Raw genomic sequence first — 22461 nt, forward strand, 5'->3', positions numbered from 1 at the left:
GTCAGGCCCGTCGCGCCTCGGGCGAGGGCACGGCCTGGACGATGCGGCGCACGATGTCGGAGGCGGTGCGGCCGGCCATCGCGGCCTCGACGCCCGGCACGAGCCGGTGGGCGAGGACCGGCTCGGCGAGGTCGGCGAGGTCGTCGGAGCTCACGTAGTCACGCCCGTTCATCGCGGCCCAGGCCTTCGCGGCACGCACGAGGTGCAGCGTGGCTCGCGGCGAGGCGCCCAGCACCAGATCGGCCGAGCGACGAGTGGCGTCGGCGATGCCGATGGCGTAGCCGAGGACCGAGTCGGCGACATGGACGGTCTCGACGATGTCGGCGAGCTTGCGCAGTTCGGCCGCGTCGGTGACGGGCTCGAGGTCGTCGAGCGGACTGGCCGAGGCGTGGCTGCGCAGCATGGCCAGTTCGGCGTTCTCGACGGGGTAGCCGACGGAGACGCGGGCCATGAAGCGGTCGCGCTGGGCCTCCGGCAAGGGGTAGGTGCCCTCCATCTCCACCGGGTTCTGGGTGGCGATGACCATGAAGGGCGTGTCGAGGACGTAGGTGGCGTTGTCGACGGTGACCTGCCGCTCCTCCATGCACTCCAGCAGCGCCGACTGGGTCTTGGGGGAGGCGCGGTTGATCTCGTCGCCGACGACGATGTTGGCGAAGACGCCCCCTGGGCGGAACTCGAACTGGCGGGTGTCCTGGTTGAATACCGAGACCCCGGTGACGTCGGACGGCAGCAGGTCGGGTGTGAACTGGATGCGTCGCACGGAACAGTCGATGCTCCGGGCCAGGGCCTTGCTGAGCATCGTCTTCCCGACCCCGGGCACGTCCTCGATGAGGAGGTGCCCGCCGGCCAGCAGGACCACCAGCGTCGAGGTGACGACCTCGGGCTTGCCCTCGATCACGGTGCCGATATTGGTGCGGATGCGGTCGACCACCCGGGTGAGTGACTCGAGTTCGGCTGCTCCCACGGTCTTCCGATCCCTTCCCCGCGCCGTGCGCGGCGTCCGCCTCTCCCGCTGCGCGGTTGGCACCCACCGTAGGTGGTCGCCGCAAGGGTTGTCCTCTGCTCACCCGCTGGGACGCGTGCCGCGGCGTTCTGGTTGCCGAAGCGTCGCCTCGGATCGAGGCGGTGCGAGGCAGCAGCCAGGCGGATCGTGAGGCGCCCCGCGGAAAGAGGAGCAGCCCCGCGGGAGGCGCGGCGGCGCCGGTGGAGGAATCGGGGGGTGAAGTGGGTGAAAGTGGTTGACGGTGGAGGGAAGTGGAGTAGGGTGGAGGAAAGTGGAGGACTTGACCACCAGTTCGGCCTCATCGCACCGCCCCGCGGCGCCTGAGACAGATCTGGTGCAGCACCCGGCAGTCAGCGCCGGAGGTGGAGGTGGCCCGTGTTCTTCCTGGGCACCCACACCCCGAAGCTCGACGAGAAGGGGCGACTGGTCCTCCCGGCCAAGTTCAGGGACGCACTGGCGGAGGGGCTCGTGATCAGCACCGGACAGGAGTACTGCCTCACGGTGTGGCCCGAGCCCGTCTTCATGGCCGAGGTCAAGCGGGCGCAGGCCATGCCGATGACCCACAAGCCCACGCGTGACTACCTGCGCGTGCTCCTGCCGGGGGCCGAGACGGCCACGCCCGACAAGCAGGGCCGCATCAGCATCCCTGCGCACCTGCGTGCCGTCGCCGGCATCGAACGCGACGTCGTCGTCACCGGGGTCGGTGACCGCGTCGAGATCTGGGATCCGCAGCGCTGGGCCGACTACTCCACCGGAGCCGTCGCCGCCTTCGCCTCCATCGACGAGGCCCCCGAGGCCTGACCCCACCCGCGCCACCACATCCCGGCACGTCCCGGCACAGCCAGCACAACTCCACAACGGATCCGCAGGGCCTGGTCTCGGCCCGCTCTTTCGCCCATGCGCCGCTGAGGCACCTTCCCCGGCAGCAGCCGCGCCCCGCTCTGGAGCACCTTCCCCGGCACCAGATCGCCCCGGCCAGAGCGGGCAGGGACCAGACCCTGCGGATCCATCCACACCCATTCCCACCCACCCACATCCCCCCACTTCCCCCCACAGCCGCACCACCAGACGGGTCGACCTCCATGAGCACCACGCCGCAGCCGCACCACCTCCCGGTGCTGCTCGACCGCGTCGTCGCGCTGCTCGCCCCCGCTCTGGAGCGCGCCGGACGCCCCGGCGTCCTCGTCGACTGCACCCTCGGCCTCGGTGGGCACACCGAGGCCGTGCTGCGCCGCTGCGACCCCGTGCGGGTCATCGGCATCGACCGAGACCCGCAGGCCCTCGAGCTCGCGCGCGAACGACTGGCGCCCTTCGGTGACCGCTTCACCGGTGTGCACGCCGTGTACGACGAGATCCCCGAGGTGATGGCCGACCTGGCCCTCCCCGAGGTCGACGCCGTGCTGTTCGACCTCGGTGTCTCCTCGTTGCAGCTGGACCTGCGCGAGCGGGGGTTCGCCTACGCCGACGACGCCCCGCTCGACATGCGCATGGACTCCACGACCGGCCCCACCGCGGCCGACGTGCTCAACACCTACGCGGAGGCCGACCTCGCCCGCGTGCTGCACGAGTACGGCGAGGAGAAGTTCGCCCGCAAGATCGCGCGCGCCGTCGTCCGGCAGCGCGAGCGCGCACCCTTCACCACCTCGGCCCGCCTCGTCGAGCTGCTGTACGCCGAGATCCCCGCGCCCGCGCGACGCACCGGCGGGCACCCCGCCAAGCGCACCTTCCAGGCCCTGCGGATGGAGGTCAACGACGAACTCGGAGCTCTGCGTCGCGCGATCCCCGCCGCCATCGACGCCGTCAGCGTCGGCGGGCGCGTCGTCGTCGAGAGCTACCACTCGCTGGAGGACCGGTTGGTCAAGCGCGCCTTCACCGCCGTCACCCGCTCCGACTTGCCCGACGACCTCCCGTTCGTGCCCGAGGGCAGCGAGCCGCCGTTTCGCACCGTCACCCGCGGCGCCGAGAAGGCCGACGACGAGGAGAACGCCAGCAACCCCCGCGCGGCCTCCGTGCGGCTGCGCGCCGTGGAGCGCCTGCGCACCTCCGCACCCCACCGACCCGAGAAGAACCGCACCAGCAGGGGAGCAGCCTGATGAGCCGCCAGTCCGCCGTCCGCACGTCCGTGGTCCGCCAGTCCACCGCTCTGGCCGGCGCCGCCGTCGAACGGGCGCGGCTCACCGTCGTCCCGCGACGTCGCACCCAGGCCACCAAGATCCCCTTCGTCGCGCTCATCACCGTGCTGCTCCTCGGCGGAGTCGTGGGCCTGCTGATGTTCAACACCTCGATGCAGCAGTCGTCGTTCACAGCAACCGACCTCGAGCAGCGCGCCACCGTGCTCTCGGCCCGTCAGGAGGCCCTGGAGTCGCGCCTGGAGCAGTTGCGCGACCCCCAGGAGATCGCTGCGCGCGCCCAGAAGCTCGGCATGCGCGTGCCGTCGGCTCCGCTGTTCCTGGATCTCTCCGACGGCAAGGTCGAGGGCGACGTGGCCGCCGCCCAGGTCGGCGCCCAGGTGCGGCTGAACCCGCTGCCGCCACGTCGGCCCACCGCCACCACGAAGGTCAGCACGACCCGCCCGCCCGAGGGCGTGCTGGCCGGCACCGGAGGCCGTGAAGGCGGCCGCCCGACCGGCGACCAGGTCGCCCGCCAGAACCGGGGCAAGCACAAGAACCAGAAGAACGACCAGAAGACCGACCCGAAGAACGGGCAGGACAGCCAGCAGAAGAGCGACACGAAGAAGCAGAAGAGCAAGGTCCGCGGCTCCAGCGACTGACCGGCGCAGGATTCAGGCTCACAGCACCCTCGATCGCCAGCACCGCGACACCGACCCCCGAACAGTGGAGCGCACCATGCCCCGAGCGAGAGCACCCCGACGCGGCGCACCGCAGATGCGTCTGCGCATCGGCTTCGTGCTGATCGCCTTCGCCCTGTCGGTCTTCGGCGCGCGTCTGGTCCAACTCCAAGGACTCGACCCCGACTCCTACGCCGCGATGGCGGCGGCCGAGGGCAGCGTCGATGTCGTGCTCCCCGCGCAGCGCGGTGAGATCCTCGACCGCAACGGTGAGCCGCTGGCCGAGTCGGCCGACGGGCTGATGGTCATCGCCGACCCGGCACTGGTGAACACCGACAAGGACGGCAACGAGGTCGACCGGGCGCCGGACCTGGCGAAGTTCCTCTCGACCAAGCTCGGCGTCGACTACTTCACGACGCTGACGCGGCTGCGTCGCACCGACACCCAGTTCCAATACATCGCCCGTGAGGTGCCCGCCGCCAAGGCGACGGCCGTGGTGGCACGCGCCGACCAGCTCGGCTACGACGGACTCACCACGCAACGCGACCCCATCCGCGAGTACCCCGCGGGCGACGTCGCGGCCAACCTCATCGGCTACCTCGGCACCCCGCTGCCCGATGGCACGCCCAACCCGGCGGCCGGCGGCGGCTTCGAGCTCTCGTTCAACCAGCTGCTCTCCGGCACCGACGGCTCGGCGCGCTACTCCGTGGCCGGCGGTCAGAAGCTGCCCCTGGGTGACAACACGATCGTCGAGCCGACCGACGGCTCGGACCTGCACACCACCATCGACCGCCAGCTCCAGTGGTACACCCAGCGGGTGCTGCGGCAGACGGTGGACGCCGCGGGAGGTGACTCGGGCACGGCGATCGTGCTGGACAGTCGCACGGGCGAGGTGCTCGCCCTGGCCGACGACCCCACCTTCGACTCCAACGCACCCACCGAGTCCTCGCCAGACGACCTCGGCACGCGGTCGATGCAGGAGCCCTACGAGCCGGGCTCGGTCGAGAAGGTGCTCACCTTCGCCAGCCTGCTCGACGCCGGCAAGGTCACGCCACGCACCAAGCTCACCGTGCCCAGCGAACTCGACAGCAACGACGGCCACACCATCGGCGACTGGTTCGATCACGGGACGATCCACCTGACCGTGGCGGGCGCCCTGGCGAAGTCCTCCAACATCGGCACGGTGCTCGCCGGCAACCGGATGGGCCCCGACCAGTTGCACCGCTACCTCACGTCGTTCGGCCTGGGGCAGACGACGAACGTCGGTGTGCGCGGTGAGTCGCGCGGCATCCTGCCGCCGGCCAGCCAGTGGACGCAGGGGCTCGAGGACCGCATCGACTTCGGCCAGTCGGTGTCGGTGAACGCGCTCCAGATGGCAGCGGCCATCAACACCATCGCCAACGGCGGCGAGCGCATCGATCCGAGCCTGATCGAGGGCCGCGCGACGACGACCGACGGCCAGGTGGTGGGTACCGACGTCGCGCAGCGCACGAGGGTGGTGAGCCCGAAGGCGGCGCACCAGACCGCGATGATGATGGAGCGGGTGGTCGACCCGGAGGCGGGCGTGGCTCCCTCGGCCCAGGTGCCCGGCTACCGCGTGGCCGGCAAGACCGGCACCGCCCAGCGCGCCAACAGCGACTGCGGCTGCTACGACGGCACGTTCACGGTGTCGTTCGCCGGATTCGCCCCCACCGACGACCCCCGTTTCACCGTGTACGTCGTGGTGCAGAACCCGCGCAACGGTGGTGGCGGTGGCTCCGTCGGAGGTCCGGCGTTCTCGAAGATCATGTCCTACGCGCTGCGTCGCTACGGCGTCCCGCCGACCGACACGAAGCCCTCCACGCTGCCCGTCGAGTGGTGATCGCCGCCCGAGCGAGCGGCGCACTAGGGTGACGGCCACCGTGAACTCGACACGCCGCATCGACACCCGTCCCGAACACCCGTCCGTGACCCCCCTGGGGAGGTTCGCCGGGTGGCTGCTGGAACGCGATCGCACCGCGCAGGCGGTCGGGTTCGAGCCCTCCGACGACGCCGGACCCCGCGTCACGGGAGTCACGCTGAGCACCCGGCGGGTGCGCCCCGGCGACCTGTACGCGGCGCTGCCGGGGGCGCGGGCGCACGGCGCCGACTTCGCCGACCAGGCGCTGGCGTCGGGGGCGGTGGCGGTGTTCACGGATCCGGCGGGCGCGGCCCGGCTGCCCAGCGGCGTGCCGGCCTTGGTGGTGGAGGGTCCACGGCGCCTGCTCGGTGCCCTGAGCGCCGAGGTCTACGGCCACCCCGCGACGCGGCTGACCACCATCGGCGTCACCGGAACCCAGGGCAAGACGACCACGACCAGGCTGCTCGAGGGCGGGCTCGCGGCGGCGGGTATCGCCAGCGCCGTGGTGGGCACCGTCGGCACCCGCATCGCCGGAGTCGACGTCGAGACGGCCCTCACGACGCCCGAGGCCCCGGACCTCCAGGCGCTGTTCGCCGTCATGGTCGAGCAAGGTGTGCAGGCCTGCGCCATGGAGGTCTCCAGCCACGCCCTGGTGCTCGGCCGCGTCGACGGGGTCGTGTTCGACCTCGCCTGCTTCCTCAACCTGGGCCGCGACCACCTCGACTTCCACGAGACCGTCGAGGAGTACTACGCCGCCAAGGCCTCCCTGTTCACCTCGCGTCGGGCGAGGCGGGCGCTGGTCAACCTCGACGACGAGCACGGACGCCGACTGGCGCGTGAGACCGACCTGCCGCTGACCACGTTCTCCCTTGCCGGCGCCCTCGCCGACCACGACGCCGACTGGTGGGTCGAGCAGGTACGCCCCGCACCCAGTCGCACCGACTTCACGCTGCACGGACCGGACGCACTGACGGCCGAGGCGGGGGTGCCCCTGGCCGGGTCGTTCAACGTCTCCAACGCGCTGGCCGCCGCGGCCTCGGCGGGGGAGGCGGGGCTCGATGCCGCCGCGGTGGCCGCCGGCATCGCCACGATGCCCGGTGTGCCCGGGCGCCTCGAGAGCGTGCACGAGGGCCAGGACTTCGAGGTGGTCGTCGACTACGCCCACAAGCCCGACGCGGTCGAGGCCGCGATCGGCGCCCTGCGCCCGCTCACCGAGGGTCGCCTGATCGTGGTGCTCGGAGCCGGCGGCGACCGCGACAAGGGCAAGCGCCCGGTCATGGGCGAGATCGCCGGTCGGCTGGCCGACGTGCTCGTCGTGACCGACGACAACCCCCGCACCGAGGATCCCGCCGGCATCCGAGCCGCCGTGCTCGCCGGCGCCCGCGGCGTCGACGACAGCCAGCGCGCCGACGTGCGCGAGGTGGGTGACCGGCGCCAGGCGATCGCCCTGGCCCTGGCCCTGGCCGCCACTGGCGACATCGTGCTCATCGCGGGCAAGGGCCACGAGACCGGGCAGCAGGTGGGCGAGGTGGTGCACCCGTTCGACGACCGCGAGGTTGCCCGGGTCGAGCTGCGCAGGCGGGCGAGCAGGAGCGACGGGTGAGGCGCGCCACGCCCCGGGGAGGGGAGCACGCTCCGCGGCCCGCCGTGGGCCACAATCAGAACGCACCACTCGTGATCTCGACACCTCGGAAGGCGGACCGGTGAGGGCCATCTTGCTGGCAGGCGGCTTCGCGCTGCTCATCTCGCTGATCGGCACCCGCTACGCCATCCGCCAGTTCACCAAGATGGGGTACGGCCAGGAGGTCCGCGACGACGGCCCGACCAGCCACCACGTCAAGCGCGGCACCCCCACCATGGGCGGCACGGTCATCATCGTCGCGGCTGTCGTGGGCTACTTCGCGGCCAAGGCGATCACGGTCTCTCCGCCGAGTGCGTCGGCGTGGCTGCTCCTGCTGCTCTTCGTCGGCACCGGCATGGTCGGGTTCCTCGATGACTTCATCAAGATCTACAAGCAACGCAGCCTGGGCCTGCGCAGCAAGGCCAAGATCGTCGGGCAGACCATCGTCGGTCTCGCGTTCGGGGTACTCGCGCTCAGCGGCGCGCTCGAAGACGACCGCGGCCAGCGGCCGGCGTCCCAGGCGATCTCGTTCATCCGCGACCTGCGCATCTCGCTGCCGGTCCTGCTGGCGCTGGGCCTGATCCTGCTCATGGTCATCGCCACCAGCAACGCCACCAACCTCAACGACGGGGCCGACGGTCTGCTCGTCGGCTCGAGCGTGATGGTCTTCGGCGCCTACACGATCGTGAACATCTGGCAGAACAACCAGTGGTGCGGGCAGGCCGACATCTCCTACGGCAAGTGCTACGAGGTGCGCGACCCGCTCGACCTGGCCGTGCTCGCGGCCGCCATCACCGGAGCCTGCTTCGGCTTCTTGTGGTGGAACGCCTCGCCGGCCCAGATCTTCATGGGCGACACCGGCTCGCTGGCCCTCGGCGCTGCGCTGGCCGGGTTCGCGATTCTCACCCGCACCGAGCTGCTGCTCATCATCCTCGGCGGCGTCTTCGTCATGGAGACGGTCTCGGTGATGCTCCAGGTGAGCTGGTTCAAGATCTCGCGGCGGGTCTTCGGCAGCCCCAGGCGGCTGTTCCGGATGACCCCGATCCACCACACCTTCGACATGGCCTGGGGCGAGGTCACCATGGTGATCCGGTTCTGGATCCTCTGCGGCCTCTGCGTCGCCGGCGGTCTCGGCATCTTCTACGCCGAGTGGGTCGCGGGCACATGAGTCGCGATCCGAGCGCCCTGGGCCAGACCGACTCCTGGGACGGTGTGCGCGCCGTCGTGGCCGGGTTCGGCGTCTCCGGCTTCGCGGCCGCCGACAACCTGACCCACCTCGGCGCGCAGGTCACCGCGCTCGATGAGTCGTCGGCCGACGCCGGGCCGGTCGAGCGCAGCGAGAAGGCGCAACTGCTGGAGATCCTCGGCGCCACGGTGCGTCTGGGGGAGGGCGCCACCGCGACGCTGCCCGACGACGTCGACGTCGTCATCACCTCGCCCGGGTGGCGCCCCGAGGCGCCCCTGCTCGCGCAGGCCGCCGCTCGGGGCATCCCGGTGTGGGGCGAGGTCGAGCTGGCCTGGCGCCTGCGACACCCCGAGCAGGCCGCTCCGTGGCTCGCGGTCACGGGCACCAACGGCAAGACCACGACGGTGCAGATGCTCGAGCACATCGCCCGCACCGCCGGCCTGCGCGCCGTGGCGGCCGGCAACGTGGGTCTTCCGCTGGTCGAGGCCGTGATGGACCCCCTGCCCTACGACGTGATCGCGGTCGAGCTCTCCAGCTTCCAACTGCACTACACGCACTCGATGTCGGCGGAGTCGGCGGCCGTGCTCAACCTCGCCGAGGATCACCTCGACTGGTACGGGTCGGGGCCGGCCGCGATGGGCGCCTACGCCGCCGACAAGGGCCGCATCTACGAGCGCGCGCAGCGCGCCTGCATCTACAACGTGGCCGACCCCGAGACCGAACGGCTGGTGCGCGAGGCCGACGTGATCGAGGGCGCGCGGGCCGTCGGGTTCACCCTCGGCATGCCCGACGTCGGCATGCTCGGCCTGGTCGAGGAGATCCTGGTCGACCGGGCCTTCATCGAGGAGCGCAAGACCAGCGCGGCGGAGCTGTGCACGCTCGAGGATCTGCCCAGCCAGGCGCCGCACGTGGTGGCGAACGCGCTGGCGGCCGCCGCGCTGGCCCGTTCGCACGGCGTCTCGCAGGCGGCCGTGCGCGACGGTCTGCGCACCTTCACCCTCGGCGGCCACCGCATCAGCGTCGTCGCCGAGCACCAGGGCATCACCTGGGTCGACGACTCCAAGGCCACCAACCCGCATGCGGCGATGTCGTCGCTGCGCGCCTACGACCCGGTGGTGTGGGTGGCCGGGGGGCTGGCCAAGGGCGCCCGGTTCGAGGAACTCGTCGCAGCCGTCCGCGGGCGGCTGCGTGCCGTCGTCCTCATCGGGCGCGACGCCGACGTGATCGCCGAGGCGTTGGCCCGACACGCGCCGGATGTGCCGGTGATCCGGCCTGTGACCGATGAGACTGGTGTGACTGGAGAGCATGGCCCGATGGGTCGTGTGGTCGAGGCGGCAGCCTCGGTCGCCCAGCCGGGCGACACGGTGCTGCTGGCCCCGGGTTGCGCGTCCATGGACATGTTCACCGACTACGGCGCTCGCGGCGACGCGTTCGCCGCAGCAGTCCGGACCCACACCGGAGGCTGACTTCCCCGGCCAGCAGGAGGCAGGTAGCAGGTGACCTCGACCATCGACGAGACCCAGGCGCTGCCACTGCCCGATCGGGTCCGCGGTGCGTTGCACCGGCGCCTCGGCGACCCGGTCGGCCGGTACCGCACGACCACGGCCTCCTGGCGGGCTGCTCTCGACCGGCCGCTCACGTCGTACTACCTGCTGCTGGGCGCCTCGGCGCTGCTGCTCACCATCGGCCTGATCATGGTGCTCAGTGCCTCGAGCGTGTACTCCTACCGCGTCAACGACGGCGACTCCTATGCGGTGGTCAAGCGCCAGCTGATGTGGATGTGCCTCGGCCTGCCGGTGGCCTACCTCGCCAGCCGGGTCTCGATCACGTTCGTACGCCGGCTGACGCTGCCCGCCTACGGCATCAGCCTCGTGCTCCTCACGGCCACGATCTTCCTGGGCCACGAGGTGGGCGGCAACAAGAACTGGCTCGGCGTCGGCGGCTTCTCGATCCAGCCCGCGGAGGTTGCCAAGCTCGCCCTGGTGCTCTGGGCGGCGCACGTCTACGCCAACAAGGAACGCCGGCTCGACAGCCTCCACCAGATCATCGTGCCGGTGGTGCCGGGCATGCTGCTGGCCACCGGGCTCGTGCTGGCCGGGCGCGACCTGGGCACGGCGCTCGTCTTCGGCGGCATCCTCATGGGCATGCTGTGGGTCGTCGGCGCGCCCTGGCGGTTCTTCGCCGCCAGCCTGATCGCGGTCTCGGCCGTCGCCGGTGCGCTCGCACTCATCAGCCCGACCCGCATGGCCCGCCTGACCACCTTCACCGACCCCTTCAGCGACTTCCACAACGCCGGCTGGCAGCCCGCACACGGCCTCTACGCGCTCTCGACCGGAGGCTGGTTCGGCCAGGGCATCGGCGCCTCGCAGCAGAAGTGGGGCGACCTGCCCGAGGCCCACACCGACTTCATCTTCGCCGTGCTCGGCGAGGAGCTCGGCCTCGTCGGCACGCTGCTGGTCATCGGGCTCTTCCTCACCATCGCCTACGCGGCATTGCGGGTGGCGCGTCAGACCGAGTCGCCGTTCGTGCGCTACGCGACCTTCGGCATCGTGGTCTGGCTGCTGGGCCAGATGATCATCAACGTCGGCATGGTGCTGGCGCTGCTGCCCGTCATCGGCATCCCGCTGCCGCTCGTCTCCTACGGCGGCTCCTCGCTGCTGCCCTCCCTGGTCGCCCTGGGCCTGCTCATCGGGTTCGCCCGCCGTGAGCCGGAGGCCGCCCGCGCGCTGGCGGCGCGCCGTCGCCCCGTGGCCGGGGTGTCGGCGGGTCGACGCCGCTGAGCGGGTGCGCTCAGCACTAGATTCGGATCCGATGCGCATCCTCCTCGCCGGCGGTGGCACCGCCGGGCACACCTCGCCGCTGCTGGCGACCGCCGACGCGCTGCGTCGCCTCGATCCCGACGTCGAGATCACCTGCTTGGGCACGCCCCGCGGCCTCGAGAACACCGTGGTGCCCGCGGCCGGCTACCCCCTCGAACTGGTGCCGCCGGTGCCTTTGCCGCGCAAGCCCGGCGCCGACCTGCTGCGCGTGCCCGGGCGCTTGCGCGGCGCCGTGCGCGCCACCAACGACGTGCTCGACAAGGTGCGCCCCGACGTGGTGGTGGGCTACGGCGGGTACGTCTCGGTACCGGCCTACCTCGCTGCGCGGCGACGCAGACTGCCCATCGTCGTGCACGAGCAGAACGCGCTGCCCGGCGTGGCCAACAAGCTCGGCGCGCGGGTGGCCACGCGGGTCTGCACGAGCATCCCCCAGACCCCACTGCCGCGAGCCGAGTACGTCGGCCTGCCGCTGCGCCCGATGATCTCCGGCCTCGACCGGGCGGCCCGTCGCGCCGAGGCGCGCAGCTTCTTCGGCCTCGATCCCGACCTGCCGACCGTGATGGTCACGGGGGGCTCGCAGGGCGCGGCCAGCCTCAACCGCGCCGTGAGCGGGGCTGCCACGATGCTCTCGGACGCCGGGGTGCAGGTGCTGCACATCCAGGGCAAGCACGGCGGCGCCCAGCCCGGCCCGACGACCGTGCCGTACGTCGTCCTCGACTTCTGTGACCGGATGGACCTCGCGCTCGCAGCCGCCGATCTCACCGTGTGCCGCTCGGGCGCCAACAGCGTCACCGAGGCGGCCGCCACCGGCCTGCCCGCGGTGTTCGTCCCACTGCCCATCGGAAACGGCGAACAGGCGCTCAACGCCAAGCCCGTGGTCGACGCCGGGGGAGCGCTCCTGGTCGACGACGCCGCCCTCACGCCCCGATGGGTTGCCGAGCACGTCGTCTCGTTGGTCACCGACGCCCCACGGCTGGCCGCCATGAGCGCCGCAGCGCAGGCGATGGTGCCGCGCGACGGCGACGAGAAGCTCGCGCGCATCGTGCTCGAGTGCGTGGGAGCCGGCCGATGAGGCTGCCCGTGCCCGACGAGATCCTGCCCGCCGACCGTCTCGGCCGGGTGCACTTCGTCGGCGTCGGGGGAGCCGGGCTGTCGGCGATCGCCCGCATCATGGCTGCTCGCGGGCTGAGTGTCAGCGGCAGCGACGACGCCGACACCCCGTTCCTGCCCGCTCTGCGCGAGGCGGGGGTGCGGCTCTTCCACGGCTACGCCGCCGAGCACGTGGCCGGGCTCGGCCCTGACGACACCCTGGTCGTGACCACCGCGGCACGCGAGGACAACCCCGAGGTGCTCGCCGCCCGGGCGCGGGGAGTGCGGCTCTACCCGCGCTCCGCGGGGTTGGCCTCGGTGATGGCCGGACGCCGCGTGGTCGCCGTCGCGGGCACCCATGGCAAGACCACCACGACCTCGATGCTCACCTGCGCCCTGCTCGCCTGTGGCGCCGACCCGACCTACGCCGTGGGCGGCCTGCTCGGCGCGACCGGCCGCAACGCCGACGCCGGTGCCGGGCCACTGTTCGTGGCGGAGGCAGACGAATCCGACGGCGCCTTCCTGCACTACCGACCCGATGTCGCGATCGTCACCAACGTGGGCGCCGACCACCTCGACCAGTGGGGCAGCGTCGAGGCCTACCGCGCCGCCTTCGTCGACTTCGTCGACACCATGCCCGCGGGCAGCGAGGGCGGGCTGCTCGTCGTCGGAACCGACGACGAGGGCGGCGCCGCGCTGGCCGACCATGCCGAGGCGAGCGGACGAGAGGTGGTCCGGGTCGGGCTCGGCGAGGGGTGCGACCTGCTCGCGGCCGACGTGCTGCTCGAGGGGTCGACGTCGACCTTCACGGTGCATCAGGCGACGCCCGAGGGAGTCGTCGAGCTCGGGCGGGTGCGGCTGGCGGTGCCCGGCCGGCACTACGTTCTCGATGCCCTCGCCGCGCTGGGTGCCGGACTGCGGTTGGGCCACCCGTTCGGCGACCTCGTGGCCGGCCTGGAGTCCTTCACCGGCACCGGACGCCGCATGGAGCGCAAGGGCGAGGCGGCCGGCGTCGGCGTCTACGACTCCTACGCCCACCAGCCCGCCGAGATCGCCGGCGACCTCGAGGCTGCTCGCTCCCTGGCCGGCGAAGGTCGAGTGCTGGTCGCCTTCCAGCCGCACCTGGTCTCACGCACGCGGTTGTTCGGCGCGCAAATGGGTGCCGCGCTCGGCGCGGCCGACGAGGTCGTCGTGCTCGACGTCTACGTCGCCCGCGAGGATCCCGACCCCGCTGTCACCGGTGCCCTGGTGGCCGACGCCGTGCCCCTTCCGGACGGCGCGGTGGCGTTCGTGGCCGGTCTCGACGACGCGGCCTCCGAGCTGGTGCGACGTGCCCGCCCCGGCGACCTCGTGCTGACCCTCGGGGCCGGAGACGTCACCACCCTCGGCCCCCGACTGCTCGACCTGCTGGAGGACTGATCGTCATGAGCTCGAGCACCGCCACCCGCGAGCGCCCCCGCGCGACCCCGGAGGAGCGCACCCGCCGCGCCTTCGCCCGCCGCCGATGGGCCCGTCGCTGGCTGGGCTGGCGCAAGGTGCTCGTCGCGCTGCTGGTGGCCGGGCTGCTCGTGCTCGGCGCCTACGCGTTGTGGTTCTCGCCGTGGCTCGCCGCCGACGAGGTCGAGGTCGACGGCCTCTCCCAGTTGACCGAGCAGCAGGTGCTCGCCTCCGCCGACGTGCCGTTGGGCACCCCGCTGGCCCGCCTCGACGTCGACGCGATCGCCACCCGGGTGCGTTCGCTGGTGGGGGTGGAGTCCGCCGATGTGACCCGCTCGTGGCCGCACGGCGTCAGCATCGACGTCACCGAGCGGCAGGCCGTGGCGATCATTGCCATGGACGGTCGCCTGCGCGGCATCGACGCCGACGGCGTCGTGTACCGCGACTACAAGACCGCGCCACCAGAGCTGCCCACGCTGCTCGCGCCGTCCGGCATCACGAGCGATGCGCTGCGTGAGGGCGCGGGAGTGGTCGCGGCGCTGCCCGATGACCTGCTCGCCCGCGTCGACCACGTGTCGGTGAGGTCCGTCGACGAGATCTCCCTGGCTCTGCGCGACGGGCGGACCGTGGAGTGGGGGAGCGATGAGAACTCGGCTCAGAAGGCCGAGGTCCTCAGCGTGCTGCTCGACCAGCAGGCCCAGGTCTACGACGTCTCCGTCCCCTCCCGCCCCACCACCCGCTGACCCGCGAGGGGTCGCGAATCGTCCCGCGAGGGGTCGCGAATCGTCCCGCGAGGGGTCGCGAATCGTCCCGCGAAGGGTCGCTGCCCCGAAACTCGTGGCAGGTCATTCGAAAACTGGCGACGGGTCACCTGCAAACACGGGGCGGGTCGGCGTGTCTGCGCGATCCGGGGGTGGCTGCTCCCTACTGTCGTGACCACGACGAGGTTGACATAACTATAACCCTCAGGCTGAGGGTCAGGGTTGAGACTCGGCGAACCAGCGCAGAGGCAAGAGCAGCACACCAGCACGGGGTCCACAGCGGGCCACATCGGGCACAGTCGAGGAAGCAAGGGGCGAGAGCCGTGGGAGCAGCGCAGAACTACCTGGCCATCATCAAGGTGGTCGGCATCGGCGGAGGCGGCGTCAACGCCGTCAACCGGATGATCGAGGTCGGACTCAAGGGCGTCGAGTTCATCGCCATCAACACCGACGCCCAGGCGCTGCTCATGAGCGACGCCGACGTCAAGCTCGACATCGGTCGCGAGCTGACCCGCGGTCTCGGCGCCGGCGCGAACCCCGATGTGGGTGGTCAGGCGGCCGAGGACCACGCCGATGAGATCGAGGAGGTGCTCAAGGGCGCCGACATGGTCTTCGTCACCGCAGGCGAGGGTGGCGGCACGGGCACCGGCGGTGCGCCGGTCGTGGCCCGCATCGCCCGTTCGCTCGGTGCGCTGACCATCGGTGTCGTCACCCGTCCCTTCGCCTTCGAGGGACGCCGCCGCGCGAACTCCGCCGAGGAGGGCATCGCGGCGCTGCGCGAGGAGGTCGACACCCTCATCGTCATCCCGAACGACCGGCTCCTCTCGATCAGCGACCGCAACGTCTCGGTGCTCGACGCGTTCAAGCAGGCCGACCAGGTGCTGCTCCAGGGCGTCTCCGGCATCACCGACCTCATCACCACGCCCGGGCTGATCAACCTCGACTTCGCCGACGTCAAGTCGGTCATGGCCAACGCCGGCTCGGCGCTCATGGGCATCGGCTCGGCCCGCGGCGAGGACCGCGCCGTCGCCGCGTCCGAGATGGCGGTCTCCTCGCCGCTGCTCGAGGCGAGCATCGAGGGTGCCCACGGCGTGCTGCTCTCCATCGCCGGCGGCTCCGATCTCGGCCTCTTCGAGATCAACGAGGCGGCCGCGCTGGTGGCCGACGCGGTGCACCCCGATGCCAACATCATCTTCGGTGCCACCATCGACGACGCCCTGGGCGACGAGGTGCGCGTCACGGTCATCGCCGCGGGCTTCGACGGTGGCACGCCCAAGCGCCGCGACGAGGGCACCGTGCTGCGCCGCGAGCCGCAGCAGACGCAGGCCGAGACCCGCGCCGCCGTGGCCGCCGCCTCGGCCCGCCGCACCGACCAGCCCGCGCCGTCCGGCTCGGCCGCCGGTGCCCCGGCCCAGCAGCCTGCCACTCCGGCCCCCGCCCGGGCGGGTCAGCCGACCGAGCGCACCAACCCCCTGGTGCCCCGCCAGGAGAAGCCGGCCCCGCGCCAGGTCGAGTTCGACGACGACGACCTCGACGTGCCCGACTTCTTGAAGTAGTCGCTTGTTCTGCTTCCGCGACCATCGTGAAGGCGGCGTCGACCCCGGTGTGCGGGTCGACGTCGCCTTCACCGATTCCTCCATCGACCTCCAGGGCCTGCGGCCGGCCTTCGCCGACGAGCTGCCGCGCCTGGAGCAGGTGTGCGGGGTGCGCTTCGCGCGGGTCAACCAGGTGCACGGCGACGACGTGCTGCTCGCGACCGAGCCCGGCCCGGCGCCTACCGACGTCGTCGAGACCGCCGACGGCATCGTCACGACCACGCCGGGGCTGGGGCTCATGGTGCGCGTCGCCGACTGCGTGCCGGTGCTCCTCGCCGACGTCGACCGCCTCGTGCTCGGCGTCGCCCACGCCGGACGTCACGGCGTCACGCTGGGTGTGGTGACCCGGGTGGTGCGGCAGATGCGCGACCAGGGCGCCGAGCGCATCGCGGCCTGGGTCGGCCCGCACGTGTGCGGCCGGTGTTACGAGGTGCCCGAGCAGATGCGCGCCGAGGTCGCCGCCGTCGTCCCCGAGACGTGGGCCGAGACCAGCTGGGGCACGCCGGCGCTCGATCTCGGTGCCGGGGTGCGTGCGCAGCTGGCCGCCGAGGGCATCGCGCCGACGGAGGTCGGGCTGTGCACCCTCGAGCACGACACCTTGCACTCCTACCGCCGCGACGGCGCCGACGCCGGCCGCCTCGCAGGTCTGGTGTGGACGACGTGAGCGCGACGTCTGCGCCGGGGCGCGAGCAGGAGCTGCGGTCGGGGCTTGAGACCGTGCGGGCGCGCATCGAACGCGCCTGTGCCGAGTCCGCTCGTGAGCCCAGCGAGGTGGGGCTCGTGGTCGTCACCAAGTACTTCCCGGCCAGCGACGTGCGGTTGCTGGCCGGCCTCGGGGTCACCGACGTCGCCGAGAACCGGCACCAGGAGGCCGAGGCCAAGGCGGCCGAGTGCGCCGACCTCGGTCTGCGCTGGCACTTCGTGGGCGGTCTCCAGTCGAACAAGGCCACCGCCGTGGCCGGCTACGCCGACGTGGTGGAGTCGGTCGATCGCGCCAAGCTGGTGCCCCGACTCGACCGCGCCGCCGCCGAGCGGGGTCACGCGCTGGAGATCCTGGTGCAGGTCAGTCTCGACGGCCCCGACGCCGAGCACCGCTCCGGGGTCGACCCGGCCGAGCTGCTGGGCCTGGCCGACCGCGTGGCGCAGGCCGAGCACCTCGAGCTGGCCGGCATCATGGCCGTCGCGCCGCTGGGGGAGAACCCCGCCGATGCGTTCGCCCGGCTCCGCGAGCACCGTGAGCTGCTCGTGTCACGACACCCTGCGGCCACCCGGCTCTCGGCCGGGATGAGCGGCGATCTCGAGGAGGCCGTGGCGGCCGGGACGACACACGTGCGTGTCGGCTCGGCAATCCTCGGTCCGAGGCCGCCTGTCCACTAACGTCACCATCAACGCCCGCCCGCGGGCGCAACTTTTTCGGAGGTCATGGTCATGAGCACGCTGCGCAGGTTCGGGGAGTACCTCGGCCTCGTCGAGGACACCGGCCGCTACGACGACCCCTACGACGAGTACGCCGGCGACAGCGCCGACACCACCCGCACCGGGCAGACCCGCGCCGTGGCGGCGCGTTCGCCCCACGCCGCGACCGCTGGCGCCTCCGTGTCCGATCTCGCCGAGCGACGCCGTCCGGCCGCCGGCCCGACCCCGGTGGTGGCCACCATGTCGCGCATCACGACCCTGCACCCACGCACCTACAACGAGGCCCGCATCGTCGGTGAGGAGTTTCGAGACGGCACGCCCGTCATCATGAACCTCTCCGACATGGACGACTCCGACGCCAAGCGTCTGGTCGACTTCGCCGCGGGTCTGGTGTTCGCGACGCGCGGCAGCATCGAGCGGGTCACCCAGAAGGTGTTCTTGCTCTCGCCCGCCGATGTCGTCGTCGAGGCGGAGGAGAAGGAGCGCCTCATCGAGGGCGGCTTCTTCAACCAGAGCTGACCTCCTGCTCGATTTCCGGCGCTAGGGGAGACTGAGACCGTGCACATCGTCGGCCTCGTGATCCACTACGTCCTGTTCGTCTTCATCGCCTTCATGTTCGTGCGTTTCGTCGTCGACTGGGTGATGGTCTTCGCACGTGACTGGCGGCCCACGGGCGTGGTGCTGGTGCTGCTGGAGGTCGTGTACTCCGTCACCGATCCGCCGATCAAGGCGCTGCGACGGTTCATTCCGCCGCTACGCCTGGGCAGCATCGCTCTCGACATCAGCTTCATCTTGGTGTTCGTCATCGCCTACCTCCTCCAGGCGCTCAACGACAGACTGCTGCTGTGAGGGTGCTCCGGGACAGCACGCCAGGCACGTGAGTCCCACCTGCCCCAGCCGGGGCGCTATTGTTCGACCGAGACCAGGCGGCGAGGTTTCTTCGCCGTGCACATGAACAGTCCAGATGAAAGCGATTGGGTGAGGTCATGCCGCTGACGCCCGAGGACGTGAGCAACAAGCGTTTCACTCCCGTCCGGCTCCGTGAGGGATACGACATGGGGGAGGTCGACCAGTTCCTCGATGAGGTGGAGGCCGAGCTCGCCCGTCTCACGAAGGAGAACGAGGAGCTCCGCTCCCGGGTGTCGTCGGCCCAGGGGGACGACCCTGCGGCCACCCAGGCCGTGGCCGTGACGCCGGAGCCCGCTCCTGCCCCGGAGCCGGAACCCGAGCCAGAGCCGGCACCCGCGCCGGCCACCTTCGAGAAGCCGGCGGCCAGCGGTGGGGTCGAGACGATCCGCGTCGAGACCGTGCCCGAGGCGTCCAACGCGGCCGCCCGTCTGCTCGAGATCGCGACGCGCAACGCCGACGAGCTCGTCGAGGAGGCCAAGAACGACGCCGACAAGATCATCGGCGAGGCCCGCACGAAGGCCGAGCGCCTCGGTACCGAGTCCCAGCAGAAGGCCGACAAGCTCGAGTCCGACGCGCGGACCCGGGCCCAGATGCTCGACAGTGAGACCGCTGAGCGCCGTCAGCAGATGTTCGGCGACCTCGAGCGCGATCGCGACAAGTTGGCCGGTGAGGTCGAGAACCTCCGCTCGTTCGAGCGCGAGTACCGCTCGCGTCTGAAGAGCTACTTCGCCCAGCAGCTGCAGTCCCTCGACAATGGCGAGGAGTCCACCGAGAGTGGCGACGCGCCCGGCCCGAAGCGATTGCGTTCGGTTCTGGGCGACGAAGAGGGCTGAGCCCTCCCAGCAGCTCGCGCGAGTCAGAACTCTCGACGACGAACGGTCGGTCCCGCCGCGTGCGGGGCCGACCGTTCGCTGTGTGAGCGAACCGCTCACCCCTCTGGGCCACGCCGTTGTGGACGACGGGGTTGGCCGGTCCGGGTGGCGGGTACTAGCCTCCCGCCTTGAGTCTGAGGGGCCAGGGAGCGGCTCCACGAGGGAGAACACCATGGTGCTGGGGACGGGTCGAGCGCTGGCGGTCTCGGCGGCACGCCGCGTGCTCGGAACCCGGTCGAGCGATGACCGGGTCGAGCAGGCGGCGAAGAAGGCCCCGGCCAAGAAGGTGACCAAGAAGGCCCCCGCCAAGAAGGCCCCCGCCAAGAAGACGGCCGCGAAGAAGGCCCCGGCCAAGAAGACGGCCGCGAAGAAGGCCCCGGCCAAGAAGGCGGCCGCGAAGAAGGCCCCGGCCAAGAAAACGGCCGCGAAGAAGACCCCGGCCACGAAGGCGGCCGCGACGAAGGCTGCCGCGACGAAGCAACCTGAGCCCATCACGCAGCACACCAGTGCGGCGTCCCCCCACGAGGCGACAGCCTCCGCACAGAGAGTCCCCCAGGCCGTGAAGAAGGCGACAGCGCCGTCCACCCCCGCCCCCGTCGAGGATCTCGTCGTCAAGGAAGGTGAGGACGCGTGGACCCCCGCCGAGCTCGACGAGGTGCTCGACGAGCTCAACGAGCAGCGTTCCCACAGCGTAGCCATCTTGGCCGAGCACGAGAACGAGCTCTCCGGGCTGATGCGGGACTCGGGTGACGGCGCCGGTCAGGACCAGGCCGACCTGGGGGCCAGCAGCTTCGAGCGCGACCACGAGATGAGCGTGCTCAACAACGAGCGCGACAAGCTCGCGCAGATCGACCGAGCTCTCGCGCGCATCGCCGACGGCACCTACGGTCAGTGCGAGAACTGCGGTCAGCCGATCGGCAAGCTGCGGCTGATGGCCTTCCCACGTGCCACACTGTGCATGACATGCAAGCAGCACGAGGAGAGGCGATAGCCGCCCACCACGAACCCACCCAGCCCCGGCCGGCGCGCACCGGCCTCCTGCTGGCCCTCGTGGCCGTCGTGGGTTACGCGATCGACCAGGGCACCAAGCAAGGGGCCTTGGAGCGGTTGGCCGATGGCGACGTCCCGCTGGTCGGCGACATCTTGGTGCTCCACCTCACGACCAACCCGGGTGCGGCGTTCAGCACCGGCACGGGTCATACCTGGATCTTCACGGTGCTGGCCGCGGTCGCGGCCGTCGTGGTGGTGGGCTTGGCGCTGCGTGTGCGCAGCCGGTGGTGGGCCGTGGCCCTGGGCTTCTTGCTGGCCGGGGTGGCGGGCAACCTCACCGATCGGCTGGTCCGGGAGCCCGCCTTCGGGCGCGGTCATGTCATCGACTTCCTCATGCTGCCGAACTGGCCCGTCTTCAACGTCGCCGACGTGTGCATCAACGTCGCGGCCGGCATGATCCTCGTGGCCGCGTTCCGGGGTCTGCGGATGGACGGCTCGCGGGTCCGCGACGACGTCGAGCACCCGGGCGAGCAGGCATGACCGTCTCCGAAGAGCGCAGCCTCTTCGTACCCGATGGGCTGGCCGGCGAGCGCGTCGACGCCGCGATGGCCCGCATGTTCGGCCTCTCTCGCACGCGGGCGGCAGACCTGATCGCCCAGGGGCTCGTGTCGGTCGACGGCGGCAGCGTCGGCAAGTCCGACCGGGTGCTGCCAGGCGTGCTCGTCGAGGTCTCGATTCCACGCGAGGTCGACGCCCTCGCGGTGGTTCCCGAGGTCGTCGAGGGCATCAAGGTCATCCACGACGACGAGTCGATCGTGGTGATCGACAAGCCCGTCGGCGTCGCCGTGCACCCCTCGCCGGGCTGGTCCGGGCCGACGGTCGTCGGGCACCTGGCCGGCGCGGGGTTCCGCATCGCCACCAGCGGCGCGCCGGAGCGCCAGGGCATCGTGCAGCGTCTCGACGTCGGCACCTCGGGCGTCATGGTGATCGCCAAGTCCGAGCGCGCCTACTCGGTGCTCAAGGACGCCTTCCGGCACCGCACGGTCGAGAAGACCTACCACGCCCTCGTGCAGGGCCACCCCGACCCGCTCGAGGGCACGGTCGACGCGCCGATCGGTCGGCACCCGAAGGCCGACTACAAGTTCGCCGTGATGGCCGACGGTCGGGCCTCGGTCACCCACTACGAGACGCTGGAGGCCCACCGCTTCGCCAGTCTGCTCGAGATCCACCTCGAAACCGGGCGCACGCATCAGATCCGGGTGCACATGAGCGCGCTCAAGCACCCCTGCGTCGGCGACCTCACCTACGGCGCCGACCCGGCGCTCGCCCGGCGGGTCGGCCTCGAGCGGCAGTGGCTGCACGCGGTGCAACTGGGCTTCGAGCACCCCGCCAGCGGGGAGCAGGTCAGCTACGAGTCGACCTATCCCGACGACCTGGCCGAGGCGCTCGAGACCATCCGTGACGCCGTCTGAGATCCGGGCAGCGAAGAATCTCGATCCGGAGGCCGGGCTACTGCTCGCGCCAGCGACGGCCGAGGATCTGCCCGCGGTCGCCGAGCTGTTCCTGCGGGCCCGTGCCGCCGCCTCGCAGATGCCGCCGCTGGTGCACTCCGAAGAGGACGTGCGCGCTCACGTGTGCGGCTGGGATCTCGACGTCTCCGGACGCGAACTCTGGCTCGCGCGTGACGCCGACGGCGCACTGCGGGGCTTCGTGCGAGTCGAGGGCGATTGGCTCGACGACCTCTACGTCGACCCCGCCCGCCAGCGCCACGGGGTCGGCTCGGCGCTCCTGACGCTGGTCATGGGGCTGCGCCCACGGGGGTTCGGCCTCTGGGTCTTCGAGTCCAACGCCGTGGCGCGTGCCTTCTACGCGTGGCACGGCCTGCTCGAACGCGAGACCACCGACGGCTCCGACAACGAGGAGGGGGCTCCAGACGTCCGGATGGAGTGGTGCCCCGGCGGCCTCCCGACGCACTGAGTTGTCGGTGCGCCATGGCAGGCTCGACCTCATCGGTCGCGTAGTCTTACTCGCCTTCCCCATGATCGCCGGGAGGGCCCATTCGGCCCACCCGTCCGATGCCTCCTCGTCCGTCTCGA

General features: G+C 71.5%; 22 protein-coding genes. 21 read left to right on the top strand and 1 reads right to left on the bottom strand.

Features of this window, described 5'->3' with window-relative positions; translation table 11 throughout:
• Position 1: 1 nt before the first annotated feature.
• On the bottom strand, positions 2–964 hold the full coding sequence (locus ISG29_RS02870; RefSeq protein WP_194501820.1) for an AAA family ATPase: 963 nt from the start codon (positions 962–964) through the stop codon (positions 2–4).
• A 414-nt stretch (positions 965–1378) separates the two neighbouring features.
• Between ISG29_RS02870 and mraZ the strand changes: the two genes are divergently transcribed.
• The 21 genes from mraZ to ISG29_RS02975 all read left to right on the top strand — a co-directional run bounded on the left by mraZ (position 1379) and on the right by ISG29_RS02975 (position 22342).
• Positions 1379–1804 (top strand): division/cell wall cluster transcriptional repressor MraZ, encoded by a 426-nt coding sequence (gene mraZ / locus ISG29_RS02875; RefSeq protein WP_194501821.1) that lies wholly within the window; start codon positions 1379–1381, stop codon positions 1802–1804.
• A gap of 281 nt (positions 1805–2085) precedes the next feature.
• A complete protein-coding gene (gene rsmH, locus ISG29_RS02880) occupies positions 2086–3096 on the top strand; it encodes a 16S rRNA (cytosine(1402)-N(4))-methyltransferase RsmH (protein ID WP_194501822.1) in 1011 nt (336 codons plus the stop codon).
• Positions 3096–3773, top strand: a complete 678-nt coding sequence (locus ISG29_RS02885) for a hypothetical protein (RefSeq protein ID WP_194501823.1) — start codon at positions 3096–3098, stop codon at positions 3771–3773. The genes rsmH and ISG29_RS02885 overlap by 1 nt, the downstream gene beginning before the upstream one ends.
• Positions 3774–3849: 76 nt before the next feature.
• Positions 3850–5652, top strand: a complete 1803-nt coding sequence (locus ISG29_RS02890) for a peptidoglycan D,D-transpeptidase FtsI family protein (RefSeq protein ID WP_194501824.1) — start codon at positions 3850–3852, stop codon at positions 5650–5652.
• 40 nt (positions 5653–5692) lie between these two features.
• On the top strand, positions 5693–7273 hold the full coding sequence (locus ISG29_RS02895) for a UDP-N-acetylmuramoyl-L-alanyl-D-glutamate--2,6-diaminopimelate ligase (RefSeq protein ID WP_328827718.1): 1581 nt from the start codon (positions 5693–5695) through the stop codon (positions 7271–7273).
• A gap of 100 nt (positions 7274–7373) precedes the next feature.
• On the top strand, positions 7374–8459 hold the full coding sequence (gene mraY / locus ISG29_RS02900; RefSeq protein WP_194501825.1) for a phospho-N-acetylmuramoyl-pentapeptide-transferase: 1086 nt from the start codon (positions 7374–7376) through the stop codon (positions 8457–8459).
• Positions 8456–9943: a UDP-N-acetylmuramoyl-L-alanine--D-glutamate ligase gene (gene murD, locus ISG29_RS02905; RefSeq protein WP_194501826.1), complete on the top strand. Its 1488-nt coding sequence runs from the start codon at positions 8456–8458 to the stop codon at positions 9941–9943. The genes mraY and murD overlap by 4 nt, the downstream gene beginning before the upstream one ends.
• Before the next feature lie 30 nt (positions 9944–9973).
• Positions 9974–11257: a putative lipid II flippase FtsW gene (gene ftsW, locus ISG29_RS02910; RefSeq protein ID WP_328827721.1), complete on the top strand. Its 1284-nt coding sequence runs from the start codon at positions 9974–9976 to the stop codon at positions 11255–11257.
• A gap of 31 nt (positions 11258–11288) precedes the next feature.
• A complete protein-coding gene (gene murG, locus ISG29_RS02915; RefSeq protein WP_194501827.1) occupies positions 11289–12368 on the top strand; it encodes an undecaprenyldiphospho-muramoylpentapeptide beta-N-acetylglucosaminyltransferase in 1080 nt (359 codons plus the stop codon).
• Positions 12365–13804, top strand: coding sequence for a UDP-N-acetylmuramate--L-alanine ligase (gene murC, locus ISG29_RS02920; RefSeq protein ID WP_194501828.1), 1440 nt, complete (start codon positions 12365–12367; stop codon positions 13802–13804). The genes murG and murC overlap by 4 nt, the downstream gene beginning before the upstream one ends.
• Before the next feature lie 5 nt (positions 13805–13809).
• Entirely contained in the window at positions 13810–14565 is a 756-nt protein-coding gene (locus ISG29_RS02925) for a cell division protein FtsQ/DivIB (protein ID WP_194501829.1), read from the top strand.
• Between the two features lie 341 nt (positions 14566–14906).
• Positions 14907–16139, top strand: coding sequence for a cell division protein FtsZ (ftsZ, locus tag ISG29_RS02930; protein ID WP_194501830.1), 1233 nt, complete (start codon positions 14907–14909; stop codon positions 16137–16139).
• 4 nt (positions 16140–16143) lie between these two features.
• Positions 16144–16842, top strand: coding sequence for a polyphenol oxidase family protein (locus tag ISG29_RS02935; RefSeq protein ID WP_194501831.1), 699 nt, complete (start codon positions 16144–16146; stop codon positions 16840–16842).
• Complete coding sequence (locus tag ISG29_RS02940) at positions 16839–17555, top strand: YggS family pyridoxal phosphate-dependent enzyme (RefSeq protein ID WP_328827725.1); 717 nt, start codon at positions 16839–16841, stop codon at positions 17553–17555. Before ISG29_RS02935 ends, ISG29_RS02940 begins: the two co-directional genes overlap by 4 nt.
• A gap of 51 nt (positions 17556–17606) precedes the next feature.
• A complete protein-coding gene (locus ISG29_RS02945) occupies positions 17607–18113 on the top strand; it encodes a cell division protein SepF (RefSeq protein WP_407940137.1) in 507 nt (168 codons plus the stop codon).
• A 39-nt stretch (positions 18114–18152) separates the two neighbouring features.
• Positions 18153–18443: a YggT family protein gene (locus tag ISG29_RS02950; RefSeq protein WP_194501834.1), complete on the top strand. Its 291-nt coding sequence runs from the start codon at positions 18153–18155 to the stop codon at positions 18441–18443.
• Between the two features lie 137 nt (positions 18444–18580).
• Positions 18581–19336 carry a DivIVA domain-containing protein gene (locus tag ISG29_RS02955; protein ID WP_194501835.1) on the top strand — a complete coding sequence of 252 codons (756 nt, stop codon included), beginning with the start codon at positions 18581–18583 and terminating at the stop codon, positions 19334–19336.
• A gap of 211 nt (positions 19337–19547) precedes the next feature.
• Positions 19548–20366, top strand: coding sequence for a TraR/DksA family transcriptional regulator (locus tag ISG29_RS02960; RefSeq protein WP_194501836.1), 819 nt, complete (start codon positions 19548–19550; stop codon positions 20364–20366).
• The gene (gene lspA, locus ISG29_RS02965; protein WP_194501837.1) at positions 20339–20905 is read left to right on the top strand and encodes a signal peptidase II; all 567 of its coding nucleotides are present in this window, start codon (positions 20339–20341) and stop codon (positions 20903–20905) included. Before ISG29_RS02960 ends, lspA begins: the two co-directional genes overlap by 28 nt.
• Complete coding sequence (locus ISG29_RS02970; RefSeq protein ID WP_194501838.1) at positions 20902–21837, top strand: RluA family pseudouridine synthase; 936 nt, start codon at positions 20902–20904, stop codon at positions 21835–21837. The genes lspA and ISG29_RS02970 overlap by 4 nt, the downstream gene beginning before the upstream one ends.
• Positions 21824–22342 carry a GNAT family N-acetyltransferase gene (locus ISG29_RS02975; protein ID WP_194501839.1) on the top strand — a complete coding sequence of 173 codons (519 nt, stop codon included), beginning with the start codon at positions 21824–21826 and terminating at the stop codon, positions 22340–22342. Before ISG29_RS02970 ends, ISG29_RS02975 begins: the two co-directional genes overlap by 14 nt.
• Positions 22343–22461: the final 119 nt, after the last annotated feature.

This window comes from Nocardioides acrostichi (genome assembly GCF_015319165.1).
Lineage (GTDB): Bacteria > Actinomycetota > Actinomycetes > Propionibacteriales > Nocardioidaceae > Nocardioides > Nocardioides acrostichi.

What these genes read in the sequence shown, in the direction of transcription:
- rsmH (WP_194501822.1), top strand. Translation starts at nt 2,086, where the DNA reads ATGAGCACCACGCCGCAGCCGCACCACCTCCCGGTGCTGCTCGACCGC.
- ISG29_RS02885 (WP_194501823.1), top strand. Translation starts at nt 3,096, where the DNA reads ATGAGCCGCCAGTCCGCCGTCCGCACGTCCGTGGTCCGCCAGTCCACC.
- ISG29_RS02890 (WP_194501824.1), top strand. Translation starts at nt 3,850, where the DNA reads ATGCCCCGAGCGAGAGCACCCCGACGCGGCGCACCGCAGATGCGTCTG.
- murD (WP_194501826.1), top strand. Translation starts at nt 8,456, where the DNA reads ATGAGTCGCGATCCGAGCGCCCTGGGCCAGACCGACTCCTGGGACGGT.
- murG (WP_194501827.1), top strand. Translation starts at nt 11,289, where the DNA reads ATGCGCATCCTCCTCGCCGGCGGTGGCACCGCCGGGCACACCTCGCCG.
- murC (WP_194501828.1), top strand. Translation starts at nt 12,365, where the DNA reads ATGAGGCTGCCCGTGCCCGACGAGATCCTGCCCGCCGACCGTCTCGGC.
- ISG29_RS02925 (WP_194501829.1), top strand. Translation starts at nt 13,810, where the DNA reads ATGAGCTCGAGCACCGCCACCCGCGAGCGCCCCCGCGCGACCCCGGAG.
- ISG29_RS02945 (WP_407940137.1), top strand. Translation starts at nt 17,607, where the DNA reads ATGAGCACGCTGCGCAGGTTCGGGGAGTACCTCGGCCTCGTCGAGGAC.
- ISG29_RS02955 (WP_194501835.1), top strand. Translation starts at nt 18,581, where the DNA reads ATGCCGCTGACGCCCGAGGACGTGAGCAACAAGCGTTTCACTCCCGTC.
- ISG29_RS02960 (WP_194501836.1), top strand. Translation starts at nt 19,548, where the DNA reads ATGGTGCTGGGGACGGGTCGAGCGCTGGCGGTCTCGGCGGCACGCCGC.
- lspA (WP_194501837.1), top strand. Translation starts at nt 20,339, where the DNA reads ATGCAAGCAGCACGAGGAGAGGCGATAGCCGCCCACCACGAACCCACC.
- ISG29_RS02970 (WP_194501838.1), top strand. Translation starts at nt 20,902, where the DNA reads ATGACCGTCTCCGAAGAGCGCAGCCTCTTCGTACCCGATGGGCTGGCC.